The following is a 24,147-nucleotide window of genomic DNA, read 5'->3' on the forward strand; positions in this document are numbered from 1 at the left end:
CCCCTACTTTTAGCATCATGGTACGTCCAAAATTTTAAAAGATAAATCTTACCGCCTTAAAGGCGGTGGTTTTAACCTTACTTCGGACTAATAAATATTATTCGTGATGGCAGTCACCAGAGAGGCGAAGTAAGGAATATTGGTTTGCGGGTTATCCACCACGATATGCACTCGCGTGCCGTTGCTGTCTAGCGGTATGCCGAGGCGCGAATAATCTTGCGCCTCGGCCGGCCTGTCCTGATCCCAATCCTCAAACAGGTACTGGCCATCTTCGGCACGAAACAAGTCCACCCTGCTGAGCATGCCCGCCTGCACCGATTCAATCCAGCCATATCCCAGCCCATAGATGGCCTGCTTCAAGCCGCGCCCAAAGAACCCCCTGCCACCCGCCTCGCCACGGGCCATTTGGCTATGCGCGCCGCCATAAGACAACACCGCATGGATTTGTGGAAACGACATGCCCTCGGCATGGTCGCACACCGTCAACAGTGCACCATTCTGGTGCCGCTCATAACTGATAATGATTTTGTCGCTGATGAGCGGGCCAGCATGCTCAAGGCGCGAATAACTGTCATCACTGTTGGTAATGAGCTCCACCAGCGCTTTCTCGATCGAAGCGAATCGCCTTGAATCGATGTCAATGACGCGCTGATCTACTGGTAATGCTGAAACAGCCATGACGATCGTCCTGTATATGCCCAAAAATGCTCAAAGCTCGGTGCTCAATCCATAGCCCTTGAGCCTGCTCATCCTGCTTGATCGCTATATCAGTCTCCGCCAAGCCGTTTCCCGGATGAAATCGCGTAGGCGGATGAACGGAACAACAGGATCGGGTCATTGGCCGGTGCGATGCCATCAGTCATCACCAGCGGATCGAAATTGATTTTTTCACATGCCGCGCCTTTCTGCGGCGTCGCTGAGGTGATGGTCAATGTACCGATCTTGAGTGTTTCTCGATCTTCGGGCCATGACAAGGTTGGATTGTCCTCAGGATCACCGGGTTGGCCAATCGTCAGAATCATGTCCCAGCGAACCGGGCCGAGCCTGACCCGTTCAATCAGCTTTTGCTCCAGAAAATCCGGCGGCAGGCGGTCGATTTCGTCGTCGGATAGCCGTTTCTCGCCATCCTGCGGCACAAAGCGCCAGCGAACCAGGGTTGACTGATGCGCATCATTAATGAATTTAAAGGCATGAATACCGAAGTAGCTACTGTTGCTCCAGCTGACCGGCGGGTTGTGACTGGCCAGGAAATCGGTCTGCGGCAAGCTGTCGGGATGATTTGCCCGGAATCGCTTGATTTTATCCGGATCGGGTTTGCCGGTGGCTGGGTCCGGTTGCTTGGCGACAATAGCATTCAAGAAAGTCTGAGGCGTCGCCGCGCCAAAAACCGGTGTGTTGAGCATGGTCATATGCTGCAGGCTGCCATCAGGCAGCCTGATCTGCAATGCCAGGCCGCGTGGTGTCCTGGCAGTATCCGGTATTTTGGGATTGCCACCAGGCAAAGAAAAACGCGCCACCACCGGCAGAGGCTTGCTTGAAAACAACGGAGAACGAGTATAATCGCGCGCGCTGGGCAAACCCACAAATTCACCCGCTGCGCAGGTGCCCTTGATGTGATTACGGCGTTCACCCGGATGTACGCCAAAGGCGCGTTCCATTGCGGTGACCACCTGTTCAGCCGTAACGGCCTGCTCCGCTGCCAGGCAAAAAGGGGTAGCGGGCAGCAGGAACCCAGCTATCATCCAACCTGATAAATGCTGTTTCTGAACAAACATATCTGCTCCTTTCGAGGCTAAATCAATCGGTCACGGCTCTGGAATGGCCACCCATCACATCAATCAGGCCATTCAGACCCGAACAATCTCAGGCTTGAGAGAATACGAGATCATCAACAGCTCTTCTTTCTCGCGCTGGCCGACATTGTGCGCATCCAGCGCTTCCATGATGTCGTCAAGCACGGCAACAAACTCTTCCTCGCTGATATTCATGCCACGGTGGGCCGTCAGCATATCGCGCCCGGTGTATGTCTGTGGTCCGCCCGTACCCGCGCAGATAAACTCGGTTACCAGACGGATGACATCATCCCGATCACTGGCCGCGTAGCGTGTCTGGACAGTCCCGTTATTCCGATGTTTATCGAAAATGGTCGTAGCGAGCGCCCGGATACGTTCCTCGCCGCCCAGCCGCTCGTAAAGCGTGGTTTCGGACATGGTGCTTCTCCTCTGAATAGTATTTGTCGCGTCTAAATAAAATAAAGCAAATACGTCGTTAAGGAAAGAGGGGAAATGGAATATGCGGCCAGGGAATGCTTGTTATTTCACACACATCGATCGCTGAATATATGCGGGCCGCATCCGAACGCACTTCAGTACAGATGCTGCTGAAATTCCACGAATACTTCGCGAATATTTCCAGCTGGGCCAAGTTCTTGCACTGCATCGTTCAGGCTGTGGTACTTCAGTGCAATCAGTTTCGGGAGCTTGTCCGTGTCCAGCTCGCCCACGCCACGCGCCACGTAGTGATAGAGCACGAAGCGCAGAAATTCCTGTTGCTGACAGTCGTGGCCCCGGAGGATTGCTTCCCGGTGTGATGCCGCCCGCTCGGCGCGGGTCACCGGTGCCTGGTTGAATGCAATGTAGGCCAGTACATCGTACAGATCGCTGTGCTCGGCCTCGATCAGCTTGCCTACTTCGGCCAGCTGTTGCACGCCGTAACCTTTTTCCTCCAGCCCTTCCAGCAGCTTGCTGCGCGTGTCCGGGCGGCCCCACAGGCGGCGCAACTCGTCTTCGTCCCTGAACAGCGCGGGCAGCTCGCCGTACAGGCGCTGGATGAACTCGGCAGCGGAGATCGGTTTGCCGTCCGGGCTCCAGAAGCTGGTGGCACTCATGTGCTGGATGGTGCGTTCCTTGCCGTCGGCCAGTTTGATCTTCAGCTTTCTGGGGCGTGTTGGCTCATCTACGGTCTCGGCGTCGCCGGGGTTTTCCGAGGGAGCGGTGGCGTCCAATCCATCCACCGCCGGGCGGAGCTCGATCGGCTCTGGCGCCAGTGGCTCGCCGTCCCATTCCGGGTCGTTGAAATGCTCGTAGGCTTTGACAAAATCGTAGATCGAGGATGCCGCGCCAATTGCTCTCGTCGTTGGCCCCGCCACGATGGCATTCATCAATGACAATGAAATCGAAGAAATCGGGCGGGTAGCCACCGAAATTCGGCACCGGGTTGCCCTCGGCATCACGCCCAGTCATGAAGGTCTGAAAGATGGTGAAAAACACGTTGCCGTTCTTCGGCACCCGGCCCCTGCTGCGAATTGTTTCGGGGTCGATACGCACCAGTGCATCTTCGGGGAAGGCAGAGAAATCGTTGAAGGCCTGATTGGCCAGAATGTTGCGGTCGGCCAGAAACAAGATACGCGGCTGCCGCAACGCCTCACCCGTCGCGCGCGCCGCCAAGCTCCAGCGGGCATGAAACAGCTTCCAGGAAATCTGGAAAGCGATAGCCGTTTTGCCAGTGCCGGTGGCCAAGGTCAGCAAAATGCGCTCGCGCCCGGCAGCGATGGCTTCCAGGGCCTGATTGATGGCATTGTGCTGGTAATAGCGTGCCTGCCAGAAACCGCCCTTGTCCTCGAACGGCACGGCACCGAAGCGCTCGCGCCAGCGATTTGCCACATCGGCCTCACCGCCGAAGGTTTTAGCCCACAATTCATCCGGCGAGGGGTAGCCCGCCACCTCCTCCTCGGCGCCCGTGTGCATATCGATACAGTAAATGCCATCGCCATTGGTGGCATAGGCAAAACGGGTTTGCAGGTGCTCGGCGTAGCGCTTGGCCTGTCCCAGCCCCACGGTCATGGACAGGCTGCGCCTCTTGGCCTCGACCACCGCGAGCTTCTGACCACGATAGATCAACACATAGTCGACGATGTCCTGCTTTGCTCGTTTGCCGGCACCCTGCAGCCGACCCAAAGTGATCACTTCACGCCGCACCCGGCTGGCTTTCACCACGCCCCAGCCCGCGTTCTTCAACGCAGAGTCGATCAGCTCGGCGCGGGTTTCGGCTTCGTTCATAATGTCCTTGCTTTTATAATGTCAGCATTGTTTTAGATAAATGGGGTGAACCAATCAAAACCCAATCAAGAAAATAAAACCTGAAAAACAACAATATGCAATTGATTAATATAGTATTTTATATTTTCTTGCGACTATCGGCCCCGAATAATCAAAACCCAATCAAGAAATCAAGCCCACCAGGGAACATAACCAGCCCGGGGGTGCTCCGGGTCTGCTACCCTGACCAGACCCTTCTCGAATGCTTTTTTGATCACCGAAGACGTTTGAGCCGCATTCTTGAGGTCAATACCAAAGCGCTCGCACAAGCTGGCGTTTTTCATCCGTTCCCCGCTCAGGAAGCGGAGCACGGCATGATGGTAACAGGCGCGAATACGTTCATCCGGCGTCATCTGAGCAAAAGTTCTGGGGCCGTAGAGTACCACCTGCATGGCGCCGCCCTCTTCCCGGAACAACGGCGGTGGCAACTGGTACAGCTCTACGGCGGCAATCACCTTGTCTAATCCACTGCCCTGTTCCTCGCACATACCCATGCGCCGCATCAGCGCCGCCAGAGCTTCATTGCGCGAACGTGGCGGCAGGTCGATCATGCGGTCTGCCGGTACCAGCGGCTTACCAGGGTTTGTGATTTCCATGCGATCGGCAAACACCTCTATCTGCGGACCAGCGCCAGTGATAGTCATGTCCTGATGGATCAAGGCATTGGCAATCAGCTCGCGCACCGCCAGGATGGGGAACAGCGGCTGTTCGGTGCGTAACGCCGAGTCGATATGCTCGTTCTTCGGCAGCATACCGTTGATGAATTCGATCAACCCCTCGAAGCCAACGGCATAGCCCTTCTTGCCGTCGATCCGATGACTGACGCCTGCAGCACGGTTCTTGCCAGCATACGCGATGAAGCGGACCGCCTTGCGTGCAAGTGCACTGTCGAACTGGCTCAGATCGGATGCAAACAGAATGGCCCCGAGGTTGGTAATGTTCCACTTGTCAGAAACATCCCGAACGATTAATCGCTCTGCGCTGAGCTTGTCGAAAATACCTGTCCTGTTATCCGGTAGCGGTTGCTTGGTCAGTTTGAAGTAACTGCTGTAGTCGATCAGCGTCAGCACTTCGTCGCCGCTGACGTATTGTCTCGCAATCGCGTGCTCCCAAGTATAGGGTCGCAGCTTCTCGATGAGCTGCTGGTAGCGTTCCGGATAATTAGTCAGCTTGGGTGTTGCACTACCAATGCGAATGTAGGGGATATTCTTGAAGGTGACCGGCGCCGAAGTGGCAGCGGGGATGTCCAGTATGACGACAGGCCCAGCCGGATGTTCGACGCTTCTGAATTGAAAAGGGATACTTGGTTGCAACTGCTGCGCCAGCCAGAAAGCCAGTTCCTGACCATGGGCCTTCTGGGTATCGGGGTTGAAGCGGGTTCCCGCCACGCTCACAGTGGCATTATCAATTCCCCACAGCATGTAGGCCATATCCTTGCCGGCAAGGCGCGCCGCGTTGGCCAGCGCCGAGCAGCGCACTCCAATGGTGTCCGGCTCGACATTGTCGCGTTTGAACTCCAGCCAGTCAGTTTCTGCCCCCTGGGACAGCAACTCATTGACCAAATCAATGTCGCGTTGGTGGCTCATATGCAGCGAACTTCCCGTTCGCGGGCATCGGTCTGAATGTGCTGGCGGTTCAGAATCCAAACCTGGGCCAGATGTTTGAGCAGAATGTAGATGGCCCACTGGTGGAAACGTATGGCGTGAAGGGAATTGATGCGATAACTCACGGGAATATTGATATCAAATATGTAGTGCTTGAGATTGCGCTGGGCCTGGCGCTGGGCCAACCAGACCATTGATTTTTCTGTACCCAGCCGCACTTCGATGGTCTTGTTGGCTTCCCCGTGGATTACAATGGGACTTTGGGCTTCAGCGGTCATGCGACTTCCTCCACCTTGCGGATTACATCGGATGTGTCCTTGTCTGCGGTGAGTTCACCGGAGAAGGCTTTTTGCAGGAGGGATTGTTTGAGTTCGGCTAATGCATTTAGTTTCTGTTGGTAGATGAACTCAAGCTGCCTGACAGCCGATCTGATCTCTTGAAGACTCCCCGCGATTGCCAGCTGCATTTCCAGAGACGGAAAGGGAAACTTCTCGTTCTCAAAGGTTGCAAGGTTAATATTGTCTTGCGCACTACCCTTTCCCTTCGCTTTCAGAATGCTTCTAACCGATTGCAAGAGAAACTCAACATAGGCGCTGGATGCCTTGGCTTCATCTACAACCAGTCCGATAATACTGTCAGGAAAACAAGCATCAAAATCGAGAATTCCGGTTTCAGCAATATTCGCGGCAATGGTGATGCAGATGGTCCCTTTCGGCCAAAGTTTGCTTTGTGCCAGACCAACTTCATTATATGTGACCGAGTACTCCCTAATCAGATGATCGCTGTTTCGCACATCTCCAGTCTGAATAAATGGATATGCGCCACCGTAGAGTTTTGGATCATTTCGCGGTCTATGCTTTGACTTTCCTCGCCCGTAATCCTTGCAGACTTCCTTTAAGGTTAGATCGACCCACCCCTCACCACGCTGGCTGAATACCGAATTCAAATAACTCTCAAACAACTCCCGCGCATTGGCGAGGTTCTTTTCGGTGTTGGCGACTGCGGTGGCAATTCCCGCGAAGGCTTCATCGAGGATGGTGACGATGCGTTTTTGTTCGGGAAGGGGCGGCAATGGCATCTTTAGTGACTTAACGAATGGTAGCTTGACACCTTTGACCGTGGTGCCAGTCCCTTCGGCCTCAATGATGTGGGATACACTCTGGAGCCAGCGAAACAGGAACCGCACATCGAGGTTTTTGGACTTCGGAATGATGCCCCGGAGATCCTGGTTGATCGCTGTGGCTTGGCTTAGCAAGCAGACTTTGCCGAGGCCTACCCTCGTTGCGATAACGACGTTTCCTAAGGGAATGACATTCGTCGCACTGCTCTTAACGGCTTCAGGCGAGATTTTAAACTCCGTACGGCTTAGAATCTCGTCTCTCATATCGCGAACAGTGGCCCAAGGGATGTCACCTTCATAGAACGCGGGATTGTGTTTTGAAGGCGTACCGCCGCCCACTACATTGCAAATCTCACCAAGCGGTTTAAATGCCCAATCCACCCTCATAGTATCCCCCGAATCCCTTCCAGGATCTCCTCGCTCTCCCTGTCCAGCGTCTCGATCTCGTTGATGATCACCTCGGGATCACGCAGGGGTGCGGCTTTGGCCTTGCTGGGATTCTTCGCCGACAGATCGACGCTGTCCGGGTCGATGTCGTTGACTTCTACCGTCCAGGAGTTCTCCGAGTCCTCGAAGTTGGCCTGGCGGGCGACGAAGTCCTTGAGGTCGTTATCATTGAGCGGATTGGTCTTGCCCAGGCTGCGGCCGGGATCGAGCTGGTAGGTCCAAATCTTCCGGGTCGGCGCGCCCTTCTCGAAGAACAGCACCACGGTCTTCACACCAGCACCGAGGAAGGTGCCGCCCGGGCAGTCGAGGATGGTGTGCAGGTTGCAGCTCTGCAGCAGCTCCTTGCGCAGTGCCCGGGAGGCGTTGTCGCTGTTGGACAGGAAAGTGTTCTTGATGACGATGGCGGCCCGGCCACCGGCCTTCAGGTACTTGATGAAGTGCTGCAGGAACAGGAAGGCTGTCTCGCCGGTCTTGATGGGGAAATTCTGCTGAACCTCCTTGCGTTCCTTGCCGCCAAAGGGCGGATTGGCCAGGATCACGTCGAAGCGGTCCTTCTCCTGGATGTCGGATAGGTTCTCGGTGAGGCTGTTGGTGTGGACGATGTTGGGCGCCTCGATGCCATGCAGGATCATGTTCATGATCCCGATCACATAGGGCAGGCTCTTCTTCTCCTTGGCGTAGAAGGTGCGGGTCTGGAGGATCTCCAGGTCGCTGGTGGACAGGTGGCTGCCGTCGCGCTTGCCATCACCTTGGCCGTCCGCCCCGTAGCGCAGGTAATCGTGGGCTTCGCACAGAAAGCCCGCCGAACCGGCCGCGGCATCATAAATGCGCTCGCCTATCTTTGGTTTGATCACTTTAATCATGGCGCGAATCAAGGGCCGGGGTGTGTAGTACTCACCGCCGTTGCGCCCGGCATTGCCCATGTTGCGGATCTTGGCCTCGTACAGGTGCGAGAGTTCGTGCTTTTCCTTCTGCGAGCGGAAGCTCAGGCCGTCGATCAGCTCCAGCGCATCCCGCAGGCTGTAGCCGCTGGCGAACTTGTTGCGGATCTCGCTGAAGATCTCCCCGATCTTGTACTCGATGGTGTCCGGCCCGGTGGCGCGATCCCGGAAACCCTGCAGATAGGGGAACAGCTCGCCATTGACGAAAGCAATCAGATCGGCGCCGGTCAGCGCCGTGTCGTGGTCGAACTGGCTATCGGCGGTTTTCGGCGCGGCCCAGGCCGACCAGCGGTAGGGCTCGTCGATGATGTAGGCATACGATTTGCCCACCAGCTCAGCTGCCTGGGCACGCTCGTACTCCAGGTCGTCCAGGTACTTGAGAAACAGCATCCACGAGGACTGCTCGGTGTAGTCCAGCTCGGTGGCACAACCGGCCTCCTTCCAGAGCACGTCGTCGATGTTGCGGAATGTTTGCTCGAACATTCAGATTCCTGTGGTTACGTTAATACGCTTGCACTTGCGCCGGTGTTGGCAGTGCCGGGTTAACATCTGGGCTCGTTGCGAATTCCTCGTTGATAGAGCCAGAACATGTTTGGCGGCCAATGCTGAACGGCTCAATGCAAAGCCCTTTAATGATTTCAACAGGATGCAGAAGATTGTGAAGCCATGTGATGAAGCAATAATGATGATCTTCTTGAGCAACAATCTCGCTGTGTACACTTTTTACCGAATCAATTTAATTGACACTCGAGCGCACAGGGTAATTGAGGCGATACATTGCGTCAAAAAATTTCATGCAACCCAAGGCTTCACACTTTCTCCTGCTCGATGTTGATCGATCGATTTAGCCTGCTCCCCGGTCTTCTAATGATAGCGCAAGAGCAATGCTCACCTGACAGGCGACGCCGCGCTAGAAAGCCGATATGCCTACCCAAAATCAGCTTTTGGAGCCGTTGCCAACATTCTGGATGGCCGCAGCAGCGTTGCGCTGCGCTGCGCCATGGCAGCGGGGGGATCATAAACTATCAGGCCAGAATGTAAAGACATTTGGATGGAATGATTGGGGTGGATTAGAATGGATGGTTCCAATAAAACGGCCATTTGGCTAGGAGGCTGTCCGAGAATAGCGATCGTAGCGAGGACAAAGCTGCCTGAGCGGGATTTTTCGATCATTTGAGGTGAATAGTGGTTCTATTCAACGAAAAGGATCGAAAAATCCAGCCTGGCAGGTTCGTCCGCAGTAGATCAGTCTGTTCTCGGACAGCCTCCTGATCATCACATCGCTTGCAATGGCCAAAGAAGGCGTCAAATGAAAATTGCAATCATCGGCGCAGGCTGTTCGGGCCTGACCGCGATCAAGAATCTGGCTGAAGCCGGTTTGACCGATATCGTCTGCTATGAAAAAAACAGCCAGATCGGTGGAAACTGGGTCTATTCAGCGGCACCTGGCCATAGCAGTGTGAGCGAGGCGACCCATATTATTTCCAGTAAAGCGATGTCCCAGCTCAACGATTTTCCGATGCCGGACGACTATCCCGATTATCCCAGTCACCAGCAGATACTGGCTTATTTCCAGGCCTATGCGCGCCATTTCCAGCTGAATACCTTCATTCGATTCAATACGACGGTGCTGCGTGTAGAGAAAATTGAAAACGAGCGCTGGCGCCTATATCTGGATGACGGCACCCGGCCGGAGTTTGATTACCTGCTCGTCGCCAATGGTCATCATTCCGTGCCTCGCCATCCGGACTGGCAACATCACTTTGCCGGGAAATATATGCATGCGCATGATTTCAAAACCAGCCAGGGACTGGAGGGAAAGCGGGTATTAATGGTCGGCGCGGGCAACTCGGGCTGCGATTGCGCGGTGGAATCCAGCCGTGTCGCGGCCCGGGTCGATATCAGTCTGCGGTCGGCGCAATATATTATTCCCAAATTTATCATGGGCCGCCCGACTGATGCCTTCGCCGCTTCTTTTCACTGGCTGCCCCAGGTGGTCCAGAACTGGCTGCAGAAGCTCAGCTTGCGGATCCAGATCGGGCGCTATCGTGACTACGCCTTGCCAGAACCCGATTTTCCTCCAGCCAGGGCGCATCCCACGATCAATTCGACTTTGTTCGATAGGATCCGGCATGGCAAAGTCCATCCCCGCCCGGGGATCGAGAAAATTTCCGGCCAGAGGGTGCATTTTGTCGACGGTTCGGCCGCCGATTACGAGGTCGTCATTGCTGCAACAGGGTATAAAATCAGCTTTCCCTTTTTTGACCGGGCATTGATCGATTGGGAACAGGCTACGCAGATTCCGCTTTATCTGAGAATCTTTCATCCGGATCATCCGAGTCTATTTTTCGTTGGCCTGATACAGCCGCAGGGGGCAATTTGGCCACTCACCGATTTACAGAGCCAACTGATTGCGCAATTATTGACCCACCGCATACAACTGCCATCAAACTGGCGAGAACTGGCGATCGCGGAAGGGAAATATTGGCAGCAGCAATTTATTCTCCATCCTCGTCATGCGCTAGAAGTGCATTATCACCGCTACAGGCAGCAATTGCTCAAATTGACCCGGTCACCGGCATAGGCGCAATCTGGTGCTTCCGGATTTAAAGGCAACATGGGCGAAAAATATATTGCGCGATGCGATGACATCCATGCGCGGCGTTATCTATGCTTATCGAGATTTCAAGCTACAAATGGATGCTTCGCCCGCCGTCAACTGCAATGATCTGCCCAGTGATATAGGGTGCATCATGGATCAGAAAATGCACCGTGCGGGCAATGTCGTCGGGTTCGCCCATGCGTTGGAGCAAGGTTCTGGAGATGATATGGTCGCGCACTGTTTGGTCCTGCCACTCGCCTGTTTCCGGCCACAGAATTGGGCCGGGAGACACGCCGTTAACGCGAATTTCCGGTGCGAGGTCGACTGCCAGCGAACGGGTCAGGGCCGCGAGCCCTCCCTTGGCGGCGTTGTAGAGGATGTAGTGCTTGAGTGGGTGCTCAACATGAATATCGACAATATTGACGATGCAGCCTCGTTGTTTCCTTAGATGCGGCGTTGCGGCCTGGGCAAGGAATAATGGTGCTTTGAGATTGCTGCCGATCAGATCATGCCAGGCCTGCTCCGAGCAGGCTTCTATTGGCGTTGCGAAAAAACTGGATGCGTTGTTGATCAATGCGTCCAGGCGGCCAAACTGCTGCACGGCAGCATCGACCAGCGCAGGGATGCTGGACATTTCAAGCAAATCCGCCTGCAGCACGGCAATCGATCCCGGGCGTGCCTGTTCAAGTTCTTGCTGCAGCGTATCTGCCGCGGCGTGCGAAGCCCGGTGATGAATCACGAGCCTGGCACCTCGCTGGTGCAGCCAGCGGCAAATTGCGGCCCCCACTCTTCGGGCACCACCAGTTATCAATACCACTTTGTCTTCCACACCCCTCCTCCCTGCTTGCGCCGCGCTTTTGGTCTACAATCTACCATATAATTTTTGATTACCGGAACAACATTCGTGAATTTACCCTTGCCCGATCCGCTGGCGCGTGCCTACAGCGATACCCTGAAAGCCACCTTATGTGAACAGATTCAGCATGCAGGTGGCTGGATAACCTTTGCCGATTATATGGATACCGTTCTGTATGCGCCTGGAATGGGCTACTACACTGGGGGCGCGGCCAAATTTGGCGCGCCGGGTGATTTTGTCACCGCGCCAGAAATTTCTCCGTTATTCGGCCAGACACTTGCACACCAGGCTGCCCAGGTGCTGGCGCTCATGCCGCAAGGATCGATACTCGAGTTTGGCGCCGGCTCCGGCAAGCTGGCTGTCGAGATGCTCACTGAACTGGAACGGCTGGATTGCCTGCCGACCCGCTATGAAATTCTTGATGTCAGCGCCGAATTGCAGCAGCGGCAGCGCGCTCTGATCGAACAGAAAATTCCCCATCTGGCCACCCGCGTACGCTGGCTCACCACACTGCCGGCACAATTCACTGGCGTAATCGTGGCCAATGAAGTGCTTGATGCCATGCCGGTGCATCTGGTCGTCTGGCAGGATGGGCAGATTTTCGAGCAGGGCGTGATCTGGCACGATCAGAATTTTGCATGGCAGGCGCGGCCATTGACAGCCGGTGAATTGCACGAAATTGCACGCGAACTGCCGCCTGCCGCAAGCGAGGACAGACAGGCGGACAATCGCTATCTAAGCGAAATCAGCCTCGCTAACCGCCGTTTCATTCGCACCCTGGCGGAGCGGTTGCAGCAAGGCGTGATGTTGCTGATCGACTATGGCTTTGGCAAAAGTGAGTATTACCACCCACAACGCCGCCAGGGTACGCTCATGTGTCACTATCGGCATCATGCCCATGATGACCCCTTCTTTTTACCAGGATTGCAGGATTTGACCAGTCACGTCGACTTCAGCGCGGTAGCCGGATCGGCGCTGGCATCGGGATTGACGCTGATGGGTTACACCACCCAGGCGCACTTTTTGATCAATTGTGGAATTACGGATTTGCTGGCGCGCATGCCCGCGGATCACGCCGGCAGCTACCTGCCGCTGGCCAACCAGGTTCAACGCCTGGTGAGCCCGGCGGAAATGGGCGAGTTGTTCAAGGTCATGGCCCTGGGCAAGTCTATCGAGATACCTTTGCGCGGGTTTGTCAGCGGCAATTTGCGGCGCATGCTATAGCAGTAAATGCCCCATGCCTGCCTGATGAATGCATGACGATCATGCAACATCCCTTCCCGGTTCAGGCAGCCGGTCTGGGCGGACGCCCCAATTCTGTTTCCGCATGCCGGATCACCGACTTCAACGTGGCGCAGGCGGCCCGCATGCCAGGCGCCAGGCGCAGCAGCTCGCCCAGGCCAACCGAGCGCTTCAGCAGCAAAGCCATCAGGCGCGCAAAATGCACACTGCCATCGGGTTGCAGCGCACCCATCAAGGCAGCAGGCGGGGAAATTTGCACGGGGTCGGTAATCGCGCGGACAGCAATAAACGGGATTCCGGCATCGGCCGCCACTGCTGCGATCGCACTGCTTTCCATATCGACCGCACAGGCATGGGTTGCGGCCGCCAAGGCACGCTTTCCGGCCGCTGTGGATTGTACCTGCCTGCTGTGGGCCACGGCTCTGTTGACAACCCTGATGCCAGCGCCAACAGGCAGGCATTGTTCGACTCTCATGCGCCAATCGACATCGGTCGGATAGATCCGATCACCGACGATCGAGTCCGGCAGGACAAGGTCGCCCGATTGCAAATCCTCCTGCAAGGCCCCTGCCACACCAAAGCTGATCAATGCGTCCATGTGCTGCTCGCCATGCAAGGCAGCGGCTGCACGCTGCGCAGCCACGCCCCCCATGCCGCTTATTCTGATGAAGAAATTCTCGCGCAGGGGCAGGCTCTGATCAAACGGCAGGCGTTGCGCCGTAATGCACCGGGCTTCCGCCTGCATTGCCACGATGATGCCTACCCGGCTCATGCAACCGTTTGACTGAGCGAGGCGCGGTATCTGGCCAGTGCCCACAGCGGGAAAAACTTGGAATAGCCGTGGTATTTCAGATAGAACACTCTGGGGAAGCCGGGTGCGGTGAACCAGGGTTCTTCCCATATACCGGCGCTGGTTTGCGTGCGCAACAGATAATCGATGCCACGGCGTACAGCCGGGCTATCGGTTTCGCCTGCCGCCATTAGCCCGAGCAAGGCCCAGGCTGTCTGGAAAGACGTGCTGGCTACGGCCTGCCCAGCCAACTGCGGATCGAGGTAGCTATCATTGCTTTCGCCCCATCCGCCGTCGGAGCGCTGCACAGATGTCAACCATTGCACTGCCCGGCGTATGGCAGCATGATTGGTGTCGATGCGCGCCAGGCGCAGCGCTTCCAGAACAGACCAGGTACCGTAAATATAATTGCTGCCCCAGCGTCCAAACCAGGCACCGTTTGCCTCCTGCTCACTGAACAGGTAATCCAATCCCCGTTTGACCACCGCCTGATGCCGTGGATCGCCATGCATGGCGAGAAAACCGACACAACGGGCAGTCACATCGCTCGAAGGGGGATCCAGCAGCGCGCCATGATCGGCAAAAGGCAGCTCGTTCAGATAGTAATAAGTATTATCGATATCGAATGCAGCGAAACCGCCATTGCTCGACTGCATGCCCGCCAGCCAGTCTGCTGCCCGCGTGATACTCTCCTGGTAGGTCTCTACGTTTGCCTGCCGCAATGCCCAGGCAGCAGCGGCTGTGTCATCCAGATCGGGGTAATGCGGATTGGCGTATTGGAATGCCCAGCCACCGCCCGGTAATGATGGCTGGCTGTCGCGCCAGTCACCCGGTTCATCCAGCACCTGCAGTGGAACGAGCCAGTCGAGTGCCCGGCGTATGACTGCCTGATCAGCCTGCTGATCCTCCTGCAAAGCCAGGCAGGTCAGCACCGTATCCCAAACCGGCGAGACGCAGGGTTGGCACCAGGCGCGCTCGCCTTCATCCACCAGCAAATCCCGTAATGCCTGGCGGCATTGCTGGCGATAGGGATGATCATACGGATAACCCAGCAAGGCCAGGGCTTCGTAGGCATTGACCATGGCGGGAAAGATCGCCCCCAGGCCATCTTTTCCGTTCAAGCGCTCGATTGTCCATTGCTCGGCCATTCGTACCGCCTTGCGCCGGACGAATGACGGAATGAGGGGCTCCAGCATTGAACCGAATCGCTCCAAATATAAAAACAAGCGATTAAGCGGCGTGCGTACTGGGAAGTAGTTTCTTTCCTGATCGGGATCGACCGTGAATAATTCGCGCACATGCACATTGCGGGGATTGGCCGCCTTGGCTTTCAAGGTGCACAAAATCGACAGCGGCACCATGACCGTGCGTGACCAATAAGCCACCTTGCTCAGATGAAAGGGAAACCAGCGAGGCAGCATCATGAGCTCGGCCGGCACGAAAGGCACGCCCCGCCACGGGATTTGCCTGAACATGGCAAGCATTAGACGAGTAAATACATTGGCTCGGGCTGCGCCGCCATATTCGAGAATGGCATTCCGGGCTTGTATCATATGCGCGGCATCCGGCGAATCGCCCGCCAGTTTCAGGGCATAGTAGGATTTGACACTGCAGCTGATATCGAAACCGCCGCCATAGTAGAGTGCCCAGCCACCATGCCCCTCCGACACCTGCTGCGCGCGGATGAAGTTAGCCAGTTTGCGTTCCAGGATGTCATCGAGTTCATCCATGAAATGCATCATGAGGATATATTCAGCAGGAATGGTACAGTCTGCCTCCAACGGCAGACACCAGTGCCCGTCTGCCTGTTGCAGTGCGCCGATGGCGTTGCGTGCATTGGCGATGGCATCATCCAGCATCGCAAGCGCGTGGCTGTGGTACGGATTTTCATCCGCCATGGATGACTGACCGTTTATTGCAGATTTTTCCACCTTGGAATGACAAATTTGTTGTGACAAGCTAGACATAAGTCGCAGAATCCTATTCAACCCATTATTAAAATATTTTGTTTACTGCGAATACGGTAACGCAATTGCGTGCTGAATCGTGGTTTTTTATTAGAACCGTATGCAAATCACAATACCCACCCCTCTCTTCAGGGAGTAGCGTTGTTTTCTTCGTCTTCTATCAAGAAGTCATCGAACAACAGATCATTATAATGTTCGGCCGGAAGATCTCCGTCATGGATCAAATATTCACGCTGCTGCAAGAAGGCCTCGCGCACGAACAGATAGGGATCCAGCGCTGTCTGATCACGAATTTTCATCGGCCCCGAGAGCGCAGCACGTTTATCGACCACCCGCAATACAGCCAATGGAATCAATACCGGCCCACTCAACGCAAAAGCCAGATAAAACAAGCCATCCGAGAAAAAACTGGCCGGAATGTCCGCCAGGTCACGGCGTGTGCTCGGACCATAAGCAGGTACAAAAATATAAGGCCCACTGTTTACACCCCAGACCGCCAGCGTTTGCCCGAAATCCTCGTTGTTTTCCTGCAAGCCCATATGCCCTGCCATATCCGCCAGTCCGAAAACGCCAATTGTGGAGTTGATCAGAAACCGGAACAGATCCGAGAATCCCTGACGCACCTTGCCTTGCAGAAAGCTGTTCAAGGCGACCGCTGGATAGGAAAGATTACGGTAGAAATTGTTGACCGGCCGTTGCACTGCTTCCGGCACACGCTCCAAATAAACATCGGCGATCGGTTCAAGAAATCGGCGGTCGATTTCATCGGTGAAACGGTAGGCGCCCCGGTTGAAACGTTCATAGGGATCATGCGCATCGAGTTGACGTCCTTCATTGGGTAGTGCAGCACATCCTGCAGTGATCAGCGCCAAACAGAGGACGATGCATTTTAAGAAACTGAATGTACTATCCAAAGCAAAATTTTCCTACTGCCAAAATGGAATGTCTATTCTGGTGTGCTCAATCGGGTAAGCCGGATGATGCGATTTCCAGGAACACTAATGCCACAAAATATTTTATGCGGCCGGCCAAACCATGCCACCTTGAGCATAGCGATACCGCCGCCCTCACATACCAAACAACTTGTTCTATTCATCGCAGCACTCTCGTCATGACATTCAGCGGCCATTAGCGGATCGCAGAATTATGGAATATACAAAAAAACGCACATTCCTTTCACAAGGAGAAGGATCGCTTAACATGCCCCTTTTCCACCAGCCAGGCAATCTCGTCGATCAATGCCTGCCGGACCGGACTTTGCCCGAGACCCAGCTCATGAACAGCCTGATCACTGGCAAAACGGGCTTGACGTCCCGCCAGACGAACACCCGCCAACGGCGCCATGGGAGGCGTACCGGTCACATAATCGGCGATCCACTCCTGCACCGCGCCGGCCGCCAAAGCCAACCAGTAGGGAACCTTGCGGGTAGGCATCGCCAGCCCGGTAATCTCTTCGATCATCTGCAGCAGCTGACTCAGCAGCAGGTTTTCATGGCCCAGCAGGTAACGCGTGCCTGAACGGCCCCGTTCTGCAGCCGAAATATGCCCTTGCGCCACGTCGCGCACATCCACCAGATTGAGCCAGCAATCAAGATACGCGGGCACTTCCTGATTCAGAAAGTTCATAATCATGCGCGTGGGCGGGGTCAAGCCCCAATCACCCGGCCCAATCGGCAAGGATGGTGACACCACCACCACCGCCAGTCCGTTACGGCTGGCCTCCAGAGCTGCCTGCTCGGCCAATAATTTCGAGTGGCAGTATAATCCAGGCATGACCCGCAACCTTTGCATGATGGAAGCCTCATCCTGCTGATCCCAATCCTTATGACCGGTCAATACCGCTTCGGTCGAGGTATGTACCACGACCTCCACTTCGGCCCGTGCAGCTTCGCGCAGTACCGTACAAGTGCCATCATAATTGGTTTGCCGGAAAATACGTTTGTCAGGCGCCCATAAATGCGTATAAGCCGCCAAGTGATAGACTTTTTGCACACCCTGCATCGCCTGGCGCACTACAACAGAATCATCCACCGAACCACGGACGATTTCCGCGCCGGTGGGTACAGGCACTTCATCGAGCTCGAGCACTTTTACCCGCTCACCTTGCGCCAGAAGCAGCCTGACCAGATGCGCGCCAATAAAACCGCCTCCTCCGGTCACGAGGGAACAGCCTGGGCGGACGGCTGTTTCGGAGGAGGCGTCAGCGGCTGTAAAAATTGAGGAACGTTCCAATTAGTTGTTCATCTTTGTGCATGGCAGGCAAAGCTTGGTCATCCAGGATCAGATCAAATACGCCGCTCGCCATGCACAACCTCAACCAGTTTCAAGGCTTGCAATTCCATTTCCAGCACGAGTGCATCGACTTTAGCCCGGAAATAGCGATAGAAAATCATGCTCGGAATAGCCACAAGAATGCCGAACGCGGCATTATACAATGCTACAGAAATTCCATGCGCAAGTTGTACCGGATTGCCCCCGGTCGGGGTGCCCGATCCGAATATCTCGATCATTCCGATCAACGTGCCAAATAACCCCATGAGTGGACTGAGCGAGGCAATTGTGCCAAGTGTGGTGAGATATCGGTCCAATTCATGCGCAACCACGCGCCCCGCCTCTTCGATCGACTCCTTCATGACTTCCCGTGAGCTGTCGATATTTCTCATCCCGGCCACCAATACCTGACCCAGAGGAGAGTGTTCCTGCAAGCGGCTCAACATGTCAGGATGCACACCAGATCGCCGATATTCCTGCAAAACCCGAGGAAGCAAATCCCGGGGAGAAACTTTCCCCATCCGCAAACTCCATAAACGCTCGCCGATAATGCCTAACGCCACGATGGAGGCCAATATGATCGGCCAAATTGGCCAGCCTGCTGCCTGAATGATTGAAAACACGCTTGAGTCTCCCTGAATAAAAAGCTGCGGCATATTGTGCAACAGCGGCAAGCATTGCTCAACCTGCCAGTTACCACGATATGATGCCGATGGGTTTCGATTGATTTTGAAAAAACCCGGTCAAATCGGTTGCGGAAGATTATGCACAAATTCTGTGGATAACTTTGTGCATAGAACATGAATAAGCGGCCTAAGTGCCCTTGCAGACATCATGTTTTCCGGTCTGCTCAATTTCTAGGCTAATCTAGTAATTGTTACAAAACAAACACTTGCTGCAAATCACTGTTCCAGAAGAAACTTTTATCATGATTGCCGGGTGCTTCCACCAAATTGTGGATGATTTTTAAATGTCAAGTGGCAAAACGCCCGTTCACTAAGAAAATTAAACCTGATGACAGATCAGTCATCCAGGCGAACACGTTGAAGCTATATTATTTTAGCAAGCTTTTCCGTTGCCATGGACCAGGGGAAGTTATCTGGATAGCCTTGGTCCGTTGGATGCGGCGACCGGCGCACATCAAACGTGCTGACGCATCCTGAAACCAGATTGCCCTGCATCCCCCACTTGACATTTGGAATCATCCACAATTACGCGACTGAATGCCTTATTTGCAGGCCAGCTAACAGCCCCCCCGCGCCCTACAATAACTTATTGTTATAAATACATTTTATTCTGCCCAAAAAATGAGCAACAATGGAATCATCATTGTATAAGCGTATTTAGCCTGTTTATCCATGATTTATGCACAAAGTTATCCACAAAGAATGTGAATAACTCTCTGAGACCAGCGTACAAGCCAGTCCGCGCAGATTGCCAGGCACAGCGTTACCATGTAGAGATTCCATACACCGAGAGATTGTGCATAAAATATGCATCCCGCATGCATTCGGCGGCAGCAACCGGCGCTTTGCAAAATAGGTTGATGTACTAAATTACCGGCGAGCGAGTACCCTGAATTTCATACGACCCGCTCCTTTTTTGATGAATAAGAGGTTATACACATTTTTTGTGGATAACTTTGTGCATAAAATATGAATAAGCGGGTTAAGTATCCCTGATAACTTGAAGTTTTCTGGGCTGCGTAATTTTTAACCCTTAACAAATTGCTTTAAGAACAATAAGATAAAATAAAACCTTGCTCCATCGGCAACTTTCAATAAGTTGCCGATGCTTTGCGCCGAACTGTGGATGATTTTCAAATGTCAAGCGAAATCGTGAGCTCTTTCCCCTATTCCCGAAAAAGATTACGGCACAACAGCATATCAAGTAGCACAGCGCATGCAATTTCTGAAAAAGCATTCGGAAGTTGCAATCGGCTGCTGCGGCATGCTTGCCTGCCATGGGTTTGACCAGCACCGCAGGATCGCACGCATGTGCGGGCTAACTGCGCCAGTTGACATGTTCCTATTTGGCGCCATTTCTGGTCAAATAGCGTTTATTCACAATTCCTGTGGATAACTTTGTGAATAAATCATGGAAAAGCCAAATAAGTACCCCGGCTGACACATTCTTTTTTAGATTGCCTAATTTTTAGGCCAGCCAATAAATTTTTTAAAAACAACAACATAAATGTAACCCGCTGTTCCTTTTGAGCTTTTCCAGTCACCATGCATCCCTCCTCAAAAGTTGTGGATGATTTCAAATTGTCAAGATGAATCTGAATCCCGAATATCTGCAAAAGAAAACCTTATGGTCTGTCAGTGAATTAAACCGCAATGCTCGCGCAATGCTTGAACAGACATTCCCACTGCTGTGGGTCAGCGGGGAAATTTCCAACCTCAAGCGTTACCCATCAGGACATTGGTATTTTTCGCTCAAGGATGAAAACGCCCAAGTTCGCTGCGTGATGTTCCGCCATAAAAATATCTACCTGGATTGGCTTCCCCAGGACGGCATGCAAGTGGAAGCACAAGTGCTGGTGACCCTGTATGAAGCGCGCGGCGAATTTCAGCTGTCAGTCGAGCTGCTTCGCCGGGCCGGCCTGGGCGCATTGTTCGAAGCGTTCGAGCGGCTCAAACACAAATTTCAGCAAGAAGGGCTGTTTGCTGCCGAACGTAAACGACCACTCCCGCCCTACCCCCGGCAAATTGGTATTGTCACATCACCCAACACCGCTGCCTTGCGGGATGTGCTCACTACATTGCGCCGCCGGATGCCGTCGCTGCCGGTCGTTATTTACCCCGCGCCCGTACAAGGCGAAAGCGCAGCCAACCATATTGCAGCTGCGCTGCAAATTGCGGTCCGGCGCGCCGAATGCGATCTGTTGATCCTTTGCCGCGGCGGGGGCTCGATCGAGGATTTATGGGCCTTCAACGAGGAAATCGTGGCACGTGCCATCGCCACCAGCCCGATCCCGGTCGTCACCGGCATCGGGCATGAAACCGATTTCACAATTGCCGATTTTGTCGCAGATGCGCGCGCGCCGACACCGACCGGCGCGGCCCAGCTGGCATCCCCGGATCGGCATGAGCTGCTGCATCGCCTGCAGCAATGGCAGCATCGCTTTCAGCAGGCCATGCAACGCAGCCTCGAACGCCGCATGCAGGCGACCGATCTGCTTGCCCACCGCCTGGTCCATCCAGGAGAACGGCTGCTCAGCAAACAGGTCCATCTCAAACAGATCGGCGACCGACTGTTTCGTGCCTGGAACAGCCAACAGGAAACACGCAAATGGTACATCGATACCCTCAAGCGACGCCTGGGCACAAGAAAACCCGATATCCCGCTGCGGACCGAACGGCAACAGGAATTGGCCGCACGGCTACAACGCACCATGGCATACAAGCTCGAGAAACTGACCTTCGATCTCTCGCGGTTGCACAAGCACTTGGCTCACCTCGATCCGGAAGCGGTACTGGCGCGTGGCTACAGTATCGCCTATACTGCGAACGGCGAGATTCTGCATGACCACCGGCAGATCGATAAGGGTGATGGCATACGCGTCATCTTTGCCCAGGGCTGGGCCAAAGCCCAGGTTTCTGAAACCGGGGAATAACTTCTTTTTTACCATCAACTAGGAGCTTGACCTGCAATGTCCAGAATTTTTCTAGCGCTGGGTACATTCAACGCATTTCTGTGTGTCGCGCTGGGCGCAATGGGTGCACATGGCTTGAAAGCCATGTTAACGCCCGACATGCTCGCCAACTTTCAGACCGGTGTGCAATACCATTTCTATCATGCGCTGGGGTTGATCCTGGTCGGGCTGACACTGGAGCGCCTGCCAACGGCACGCACGCTGAAACTCTCGGGCATCCTGATGTGCATGGGCATCCTGTTTTTTTCCGGCACGCTTTACGTCATCAGTCTGACAGGGATACGGGGGCTGGGCATGGTCGCGCCGCTGGGCGGCCTTTCTTACATGGGTGCCTGGCTGCTGTTCACCTACGCTGTCTGGAAAAACAAGCAGGGGTAACTGCTTTCAGCCCCATGGAAGCTGTTTGGAGCGATCATGCTGTTGCATGATGCAGGTCAATACGCCAATACGCACTGCTTTTTCCAAAACCGGGGGCAATCTCCCTGGCTGCCTGCCAAGCAGTCATACTTGCGTGCCGGCTGGATGGATGGATGGATGGATGGCGCGGACAGGCATGCGACACGTGCCGCTATGCCAGCCGATATTACAATCGCTATCCGCTGACCATAATCCGGCTGGCATTGCCATCCGACTGATGAAGCTTAATCAAGACTTGTTTGTCTCCGTTCTGCGCACAACATGACCGAATATTTTTTTGCACCCTGCCCGCGTGGACTGGAAGCGGCATTGGCCGCCGAGCTGACAGAGCTGAATGCCGCGGCTATCCAGATCCTGCAAGGTGGCGTGGCCTTCCAGGGAGATTGGCTCGCCTGCTACCGCGCCAATCTGGAAAGCCGCATCGCCAGCCGCATCCTGTGGCGGGTGGCCAAAGGCCAGTACCGCAGCGAAAACGATATCTACCAGATGACGCATGCCCTCCCCTGGCCAAAATGGTTTGCACCACAGCAGTCGATACGCGTGAATCTGGCGGCGATCAAATGCCCGCTGCGCAGCCTGGATTTTGTCACGCTCAGAATCAAGGATGCGATCTGCGACAAATTCCGCCAAGCCTGTGGCAGCCGTCCCAGCGTCGATACCGCCACGCCTGATATGCGCATCCATGGCTTTCTCGATGCCCGGCAGTTTACGCTCTACCTGGACACCTCGGGCGAAGCCCTGTTCAAGCGCGGCTTACGCAAAACCCATGGCGAAGCCCCTTTGCGCGAAAATCTGGCCGCCGGCATACTGGCACTGACTGGTTGGCAACCCGGCATACCGCTGCTTGATCCAATGTGCGGCAGTGGCACATTGTTGCTGGAGGCCGCACAAATCGCTTGCCAAATCGCGCCCGGCAGCGGACGGCAGTTTGCTTTCGAGAAAATGAGACACCTTGACCTGGCGTCATGGCAAAAACTGCAAAAAGCGGCAGCGGCACGTCAATTGCCCCGCGTGTTCCGTTCTCTTTACGGCAGCGATTTATACGGCAACGCGCTGGCGGATGCGCGCGAAAATTTCACTGCGGCGGGAATGATCGACTGCGTCAGTCTCAAGCAAGCCAATATGCTGGAAATTTCGGCTCCGGCAGAAACAGGCATCCTGGTCTCCAATCCGCCCTATGGGGTGCGTATCGGCGAACAGCAGGCGCTCGCCGAACTTTATCCCAAACTGGGCGATGTCCTGAAAAAGCGATTCAGCGGCTGGCGCGCATATTTTTTGACAGCGGATCCCATGCTTGCCAAACTGATCCGCCTGACCCCCTCACGCCGCACGCCGCTGTTCAACGGCGCGCTGGAGTGCCGCCTGCTTGAATACAAACTAATCGCTGGCAGCATGCGCAAGGAAAAGCCAGCCCAAACACCGCTGCCACATGGCGACGCTTACCGCTGAGGAAAATATGGCGTTATGCCAAGTGCCAGCTCCCCCCAATTCAATGCCTGGATGATCAGTGGCTCATGATGAGAATCGTATTTTTATGCATTTTCCTGGCTTGTGCCGGACTGGTCGGTTATGCCGTCTCCCTGCAATACAGCGATGATTTGCTGCCATGCCCGCTATGTGTGATTCAGCGCATCGCCTACTGGCTAATCGGTCTGACCGCACTGCTTGCCTTCCTGCACTCGCCACAGCAATTGGGGCGGCGGCTCTATAGCGGACTGATCATGCTGTTTGCCATAACGGGCGCGGCAGTCGCGGGACGCCAGGCGTGGCTGGTGCGTTTTCCTGAATCGTTCGAATGTGGCATCAGCCCCGAAGAAGCTTTCCTGAACGCGCTGCCGCTCGCCCAATGGTGGCCGGACATGTTTGAAGCCAATGGCGATTGCGCGGACAATTCCTGGCAATTACTGTCGCTCACCATTCCCGACTGGTCACTGATCGCGTTTCTGACAGTGAGCGTCGTGGCGGCTGCTCTCTGGCGGGCCAGATAGAAATTGCAATCCGTGCGGATCAATGCAACCGGAATAATTATCGGGCAGCCTCCTAGTACCCAGCATCCGAAATATATCCGATAACCTATACGAGCAAAGGTTTGCCAATATAAGTCCAGCGAAACGACTTTGCCAAGGTTTCATTGA

The 24,147-nt window shown here is 54.7% G+C and carries 21 protein-coding genes and 1 pseudogene; 7 read left to right on the forward strand and 15 right to left on the reverse strand.

The window, feature by feature from the left end:
• Positions 1-87: 87 nt before the first annotated feature.
• The 8 genes and pseudogenes from BLV85_RS10085 to BLV85_RS10120 form a co-directional block, all read right to left on the reverse strand.
• Complete coding sequence (locus BLV85_RS10085) at positions 88-678, reverse strand: ATP-binding protein (protein ID WP_090414846.1); 591 nt, start codon at positions 676-678, stop codon at positions 88-90.
• A gap of 89 nt (positions 679-767) precedes the next feature.
• Positions 768-1,775: a catalase family peroxidase gene (locus tag BLV85_RS10090; protein ID WP_090414848.1), complete on the reverse strand. Its 1,008-nt coding sequence runs from the start codon at positions 1,773-1,775 to the stop codon at positions 768-770.
• Positions 1,776-1,847: 72 nt separating this feature from the next.
• Positions 1,848-2,210: a group I truncated hemoglobin gene (locus BLV85_RS10095; RefSeq protein ID WP_090414849.1), complete on the reverse strand. Its 363-nt coding sequence runs from the start codon at positions 2,208-2,210 to the stop codon at positions 1,848-1,850.
• 155 nt (positions 2,211-2,365) lie between these two features.
• Positions 2,366-4,058, reverse strand: a pseudogene (locus BLV85_RS10100) (type I restriction endonuclease subunit R).
• A gap of 170 nt (positions 4,059-4,228) precedes the next feature.
• On the reverse strand, positions 4,229-5,683 hold the full coding sequence (locus BLV85_RS10105; RefSeq protein ID WP_090414850.1) for an ATP-binding protein: 1,455 nt from the start codon (positions 5,681-5,683) through the stop codon (positions 4,229-4,231).
• Positions 5,680-5,979 carry a RhuM family protein gene (rhuM, locus tag BLV85_RS10110; protein ID WP_090414852.1) on the reverse strand — a complete coding sequence of 100 codons (300 nt, stop codon included), beginning with the start codon at positions 5,977-5,979 and terminating at the stop codon, positions 5,680-5,682. The genes BLV85_RS10105 and rhuM overlap by 4 nt, the downstream gene beginning before the upstream one ends.
• Positions 5,976-7,208 carry a restriction endonuclease subunit S gene (locus tag BLV85_RS10115; protein ID WP_090414853.1) on the reverse strand — a complete coding sequence of 411 codons (1,233 nt, stop codon included), beginning with the start codon at positions 7,206-7,208 and terminating at the stop codon, positions 5,976-5,978. The genes rhuM and BLV85_RS10115 overlap by 4 nt, the downstream gene beginning before the upstream one ends.
• Positions 7,205-8,692 (reverse strand): class I SAM-dependent DNA methyltransferase, encoded by a 1,488-nt coding sequence (locus BLV85_RS10120; protein WP_090414855.1) that lies wholly within the window; start codon positions 8,690-8,692, stop codon positions 7,205-7,207. The genes BLV85_RS10115 and BLV85_RS10120 overlap by 4 nt, the downstream gene beginning before the upstream one ends.
• A gap of 826 nt (positions 8,693-9,518) precedes the next feature.
• On the opposite strand from BLV85_RS10120, the gene BLV85_RS10135 reads away from it, so the two are divergent.
• On the forward strand, positions 9,519-10,793 hold the full coding sequence (locus BLV85_RS10135; protein ID WP_090414859.1) for a flavin-containing monooxygenase: 1,275 nt from the start codon (positions 9,519-9,521) through the stop codon (positions 10,791-10,793).
• Between the two features lie 106 nt (positions 10,794-10,899).
• Here the strand turns inward: BLV85_RS10135 and BLV85_RS10140 are convergent, their stop codons facing one another.
• Entirely contained in the window at positions 10,900-11,640 is a 741-nt protein-coding gene (locus BLV85_RS10140; RefSeq protein WP_090414860.1) for a pteridine reductase, read from the reverse strand.
• A 75-nt stretch (positions 11,641-11,715) separates the two neighbouring features.
• Here BLV85_RS10140 and BLV85_RS10145 point away from each other — a divergent pair, with 75 nt between their 5' ends.
• Positions 11,716-12,891, forward strand: coding sequence for a class I SAM-dependent methyltransferase (locus BLV85_RS10145; RefSeq protein WP_090414861.1), 1,176 nt, complete (start codon positions 11,716-11,718; stop codon positions 12,889-12,891).
• Between the two features lie 61 nt (positions 12,892-12,952).
• On the opposite strand, the gene BLV85_RS10150 is transcribed toward BLV85_RS10145, so the two are convergent.
• From BLV85_RS10150 to BLV85_RS15260, 6 genes are all read right to left on the reverse strand, one after another.
• The gene (locus BLV85_RS10150) at positions 12,953-13,681 is read right to left on the reverse strand and encodes a phosphorylase family protein (protein ID WP_090414862.1); all 729 of its coding nucleotides are present in this window, start codon (positions 13,679-13,681) and stop codon (positions 12,953-12,955) included.
• Positions 13,678-15,558, reverse strand: coding sequence for a squalene--hopene cyclase (shc, locus tag BLV85_RS10155; RefSeq protein ID WP_245725172.1), 1,881 nt, complete (start codon positions 15,556-15,558; stop codon positions 13,678-13,680). Before shc ends, BLV85_RS10150 begins: the two co-directional genes overlap by 4 nt.
• Before the next feature lie 236 nt (positions 15,559-15,794).
• Positions 15,795-16,538, reverse strand: a complete 744-nt coding sequence (locus BLV85_RS10160) for an MlaA family lipoprotein (protein WP_245725170.1) — start codon at positions 16,536-16,538, stop codon at positions 15,795-15,797.
• Between the two features lie 304 nt (positions 16,539-16,842).
• Positions 16,843-17,898, reverse strand: coding sequence for a hopanoid-associated sugar epimerase (hpnA, locus tag BLV85_RS10165; protein WP_090414865.1), 1,056 nt, complete (start codon positions 17,896-17,898; stop codon positions 16,843-16,845).
• Between the two features lie 53 nt (positions 17,899-17,951).
• Entirely contained in the window at positions 17,952-18,560 is a 609-nt protein-coding gene (locus BLV85_RS10170) for a MotA/TolQ/ExbB proton channel family protein (protein WP_090414870.1), read from the reverse strand.
• 1,472 nt (positions 18,561-20,032) lie between these two features.
• A complete protein-coding gene (locus BLV85_RS15260; RefSeq protein WP_176974010.1) occupies positions 20,033-20,170 on the reverse strand; it encodes a hypothetical protein in 138 nt (45 codons plus the stop codon).
• Positions 20,171-20,212: 42 nt separating this feature from the next.
• Here BLV85_RS15260 and xseA point away from each other — a divergent pair, with 42 nt between their 5' ends.
• From xseA to BLV85_RS10195, 5 genes are all read left to right on the forward strand, one after another.
• The gene (gene xseA / locus BLV85_RS10175) at positions 20,213-21,556 is read left to right on the forward strand and encodes an exodeoxyribonuclease VII large subunit (RefSeq protein ID WP_425433805.1); all 1,344 of its coding nucleotides are present in this window, start codon (positions 20,213-20,215) and stop codon (positions 21,554-21,556) included.
• A 36-nt stretch (positions 21,557-21,592) separates the two neighbouring features.
• Complete coding sequence (locus BLV85_RS10180; RefSeq protein ID WP_090414867.1) at positions 21,593-21,973, forward strand: DUF423 domain-containing protein; 381 nt, start codon at positions 21,593-21,595, stop codon at positions 21,971-21,973.
• A gap of 36 nt (positions 21,974-22,009) precedes the next feature.
• The gene (locus tag BLV85_RS10185; RefSeq protein ID WP_090414868.1) at positions 22,010-22,198 is read left to right on the forward strand and encodes a hypothetical protein; all 189 of its coding nucleotides are present in this window, start codon (positions 22,010-22,012) and stop codon (positions 22,196-22,198) included.
• 75 nt (positions 22,199-22,273) lie between these two features.
• Entirely contained in the window at positions 22,274-23,461 is a 1,188-nt protein-coding gene (locus BLV85_RS10190) for a THUMP domain-containing class I SAM-dependent RNA methyltransferase (RefSeq protein WP_090414869.1), read from the forward strand.
• Positions 23,462-23,526: 65 nt separating this feature from the next.
• A complete protein-coding gene (locus BLV85_RS10195; RefSeq protein WP_245725171.1) occupies positions 23,527-24,000 on the forward strand; it encodes a disulfide bond formation protein B in 474 nt (157 codons plus the stop codon).
• The last annotated feature ends 147 nt before the right edge of the window (positions 24,001-24,147 follow it).

The organism is Nitrosomonas halophila (assembly GCF_900107165.1).
Taxonomy (GTDB): domain Bacteria; phylum Pseudomonadota; class Gammaproteobacteria; order Burkholderiales; family Nitrosomonadaceae; genus Nitrosomonas; species Nitrosomonas halophila.

What these genes read in the sequence shown, in the direction of transcription:
- BLV85_RS10180 (WP_090414867.1), top strand. Translation starts at nt 21,593, where the DNA reads ATGTCCAGAATTTTTCTAGCGCTGGGTACATTCAACGCATTTCTGTGT.
- BLV85_RS10115 (WP_090414853.1), bottom strand. Translation starts at nt 7,208, where the DNA reads ATGAGGGTGGATTGGGCATTTAAACCGCTTGGTGAGATTTGCAATGTA.
- BLV85_RS10195 (WP_245725171.1), top strand. Translation starts at nt 23,527, where the DNA reads ATGATGAGAATCGTATTTTTATGCATTTTCCTGGCTTGTGCCGGACTG.
- BLV85_RS10105 (WP_090414850.1), bottom strand. Translation starts at nt 5,683, where the DNA reads ATGAGCCACCAACGCGACATTGATTTGGTCAATGAGTTGCTGTCCCAG.
- BLV85_RS10090 (WP_090414848.1), bottom strand. Translation starts at nt 1,775, where the DNA reads ATGTTTGTTCAGAAACAGCATTTATCAGGTTGGATGATAGCTGGGTTC.
- BLV85_RS10135 (WP_090414859.1), top strand. Translation starts at nt 9,519, where the DNA reads ATGAAAATTGCAATCATCGGCGCAGGCTGTTCGGGCCTGACCGCGATC.
- BLV85_RS10150 (WP_090414862.1), bottom strand. Translation starts at nt 13,681, where the DNA reads ATGAGCCGGGTAGGCATCATCGTGGCAATGCAGGCGGAAGCCCGGTGC.
- rhuM (WP_090414852.1), bottom strand. Translation starts at nt 5,979, where the DNA reads ATGACCGCTGAAGCCCAAAGTCCCATTGTAATCCACGGGGAAGCCAAC.
- BLV85_RS10095 (WP_090414849.1), bottom strand. Translation starts at nt 2,210, where the DNA reads ATGTCCGAAACCACGCTTTACGAGCGGCTGGGCGGCGAGGAACGTATC.
- BLV85_RS10185 (WP_090414868.1), top strand. Translation starts at nt 22,010, where the DNA reads ATGCTGTTGCATGATGCAGGTCAATACGCCAATACGCACTGCTTTTTC.
- BLV85_RS10190 (WP_090414869.1), top strand. Translation starts at nt 22,274, where the DNA reads ATGACCGAATATTTTTTTGCACCCTGCCCGCGTGGACTGGAAGCGGCA.
- BLV85_RS10120 (WP_090414855.1), bottom strand. Translation starts at nt 8,692, where the DNA reads ATGTTCGAGCAAACATTCCGCAACATCGACGACGTGCTCTGGAAGGAG.
- BLV85_RS10085 (WP_090414846.1), bottom strand. Translation starts at nt 678, where the DNA reads ATGGCTGTTTCAGCATTACCAGTAGATCAGCGCGTCATTGACATCGAT.
- BLV85_RS15260 (WP_176974010.1), bottom strand. Translation starts at nt 20,170, where the DNA reads ATGGTGACTGGAAAAGCTCAAAAGGAACAGCGGGTTACATTTATGTTG.
- xseA (WP_425433805.1), top strand. Translation starts at nt 20,213, where the DNA reads ATGAATCTGAATCCCGAATATCTGCAAAAGAAAACCTTATGGTCTGTC.
- shc (WP_245725172.1), bottom strand. Translation starts at nt 15,558, where the DNA reads ATGCTGGATGATGCCATCGCCAATGCACGCAACGCCATCGGCGCACTG.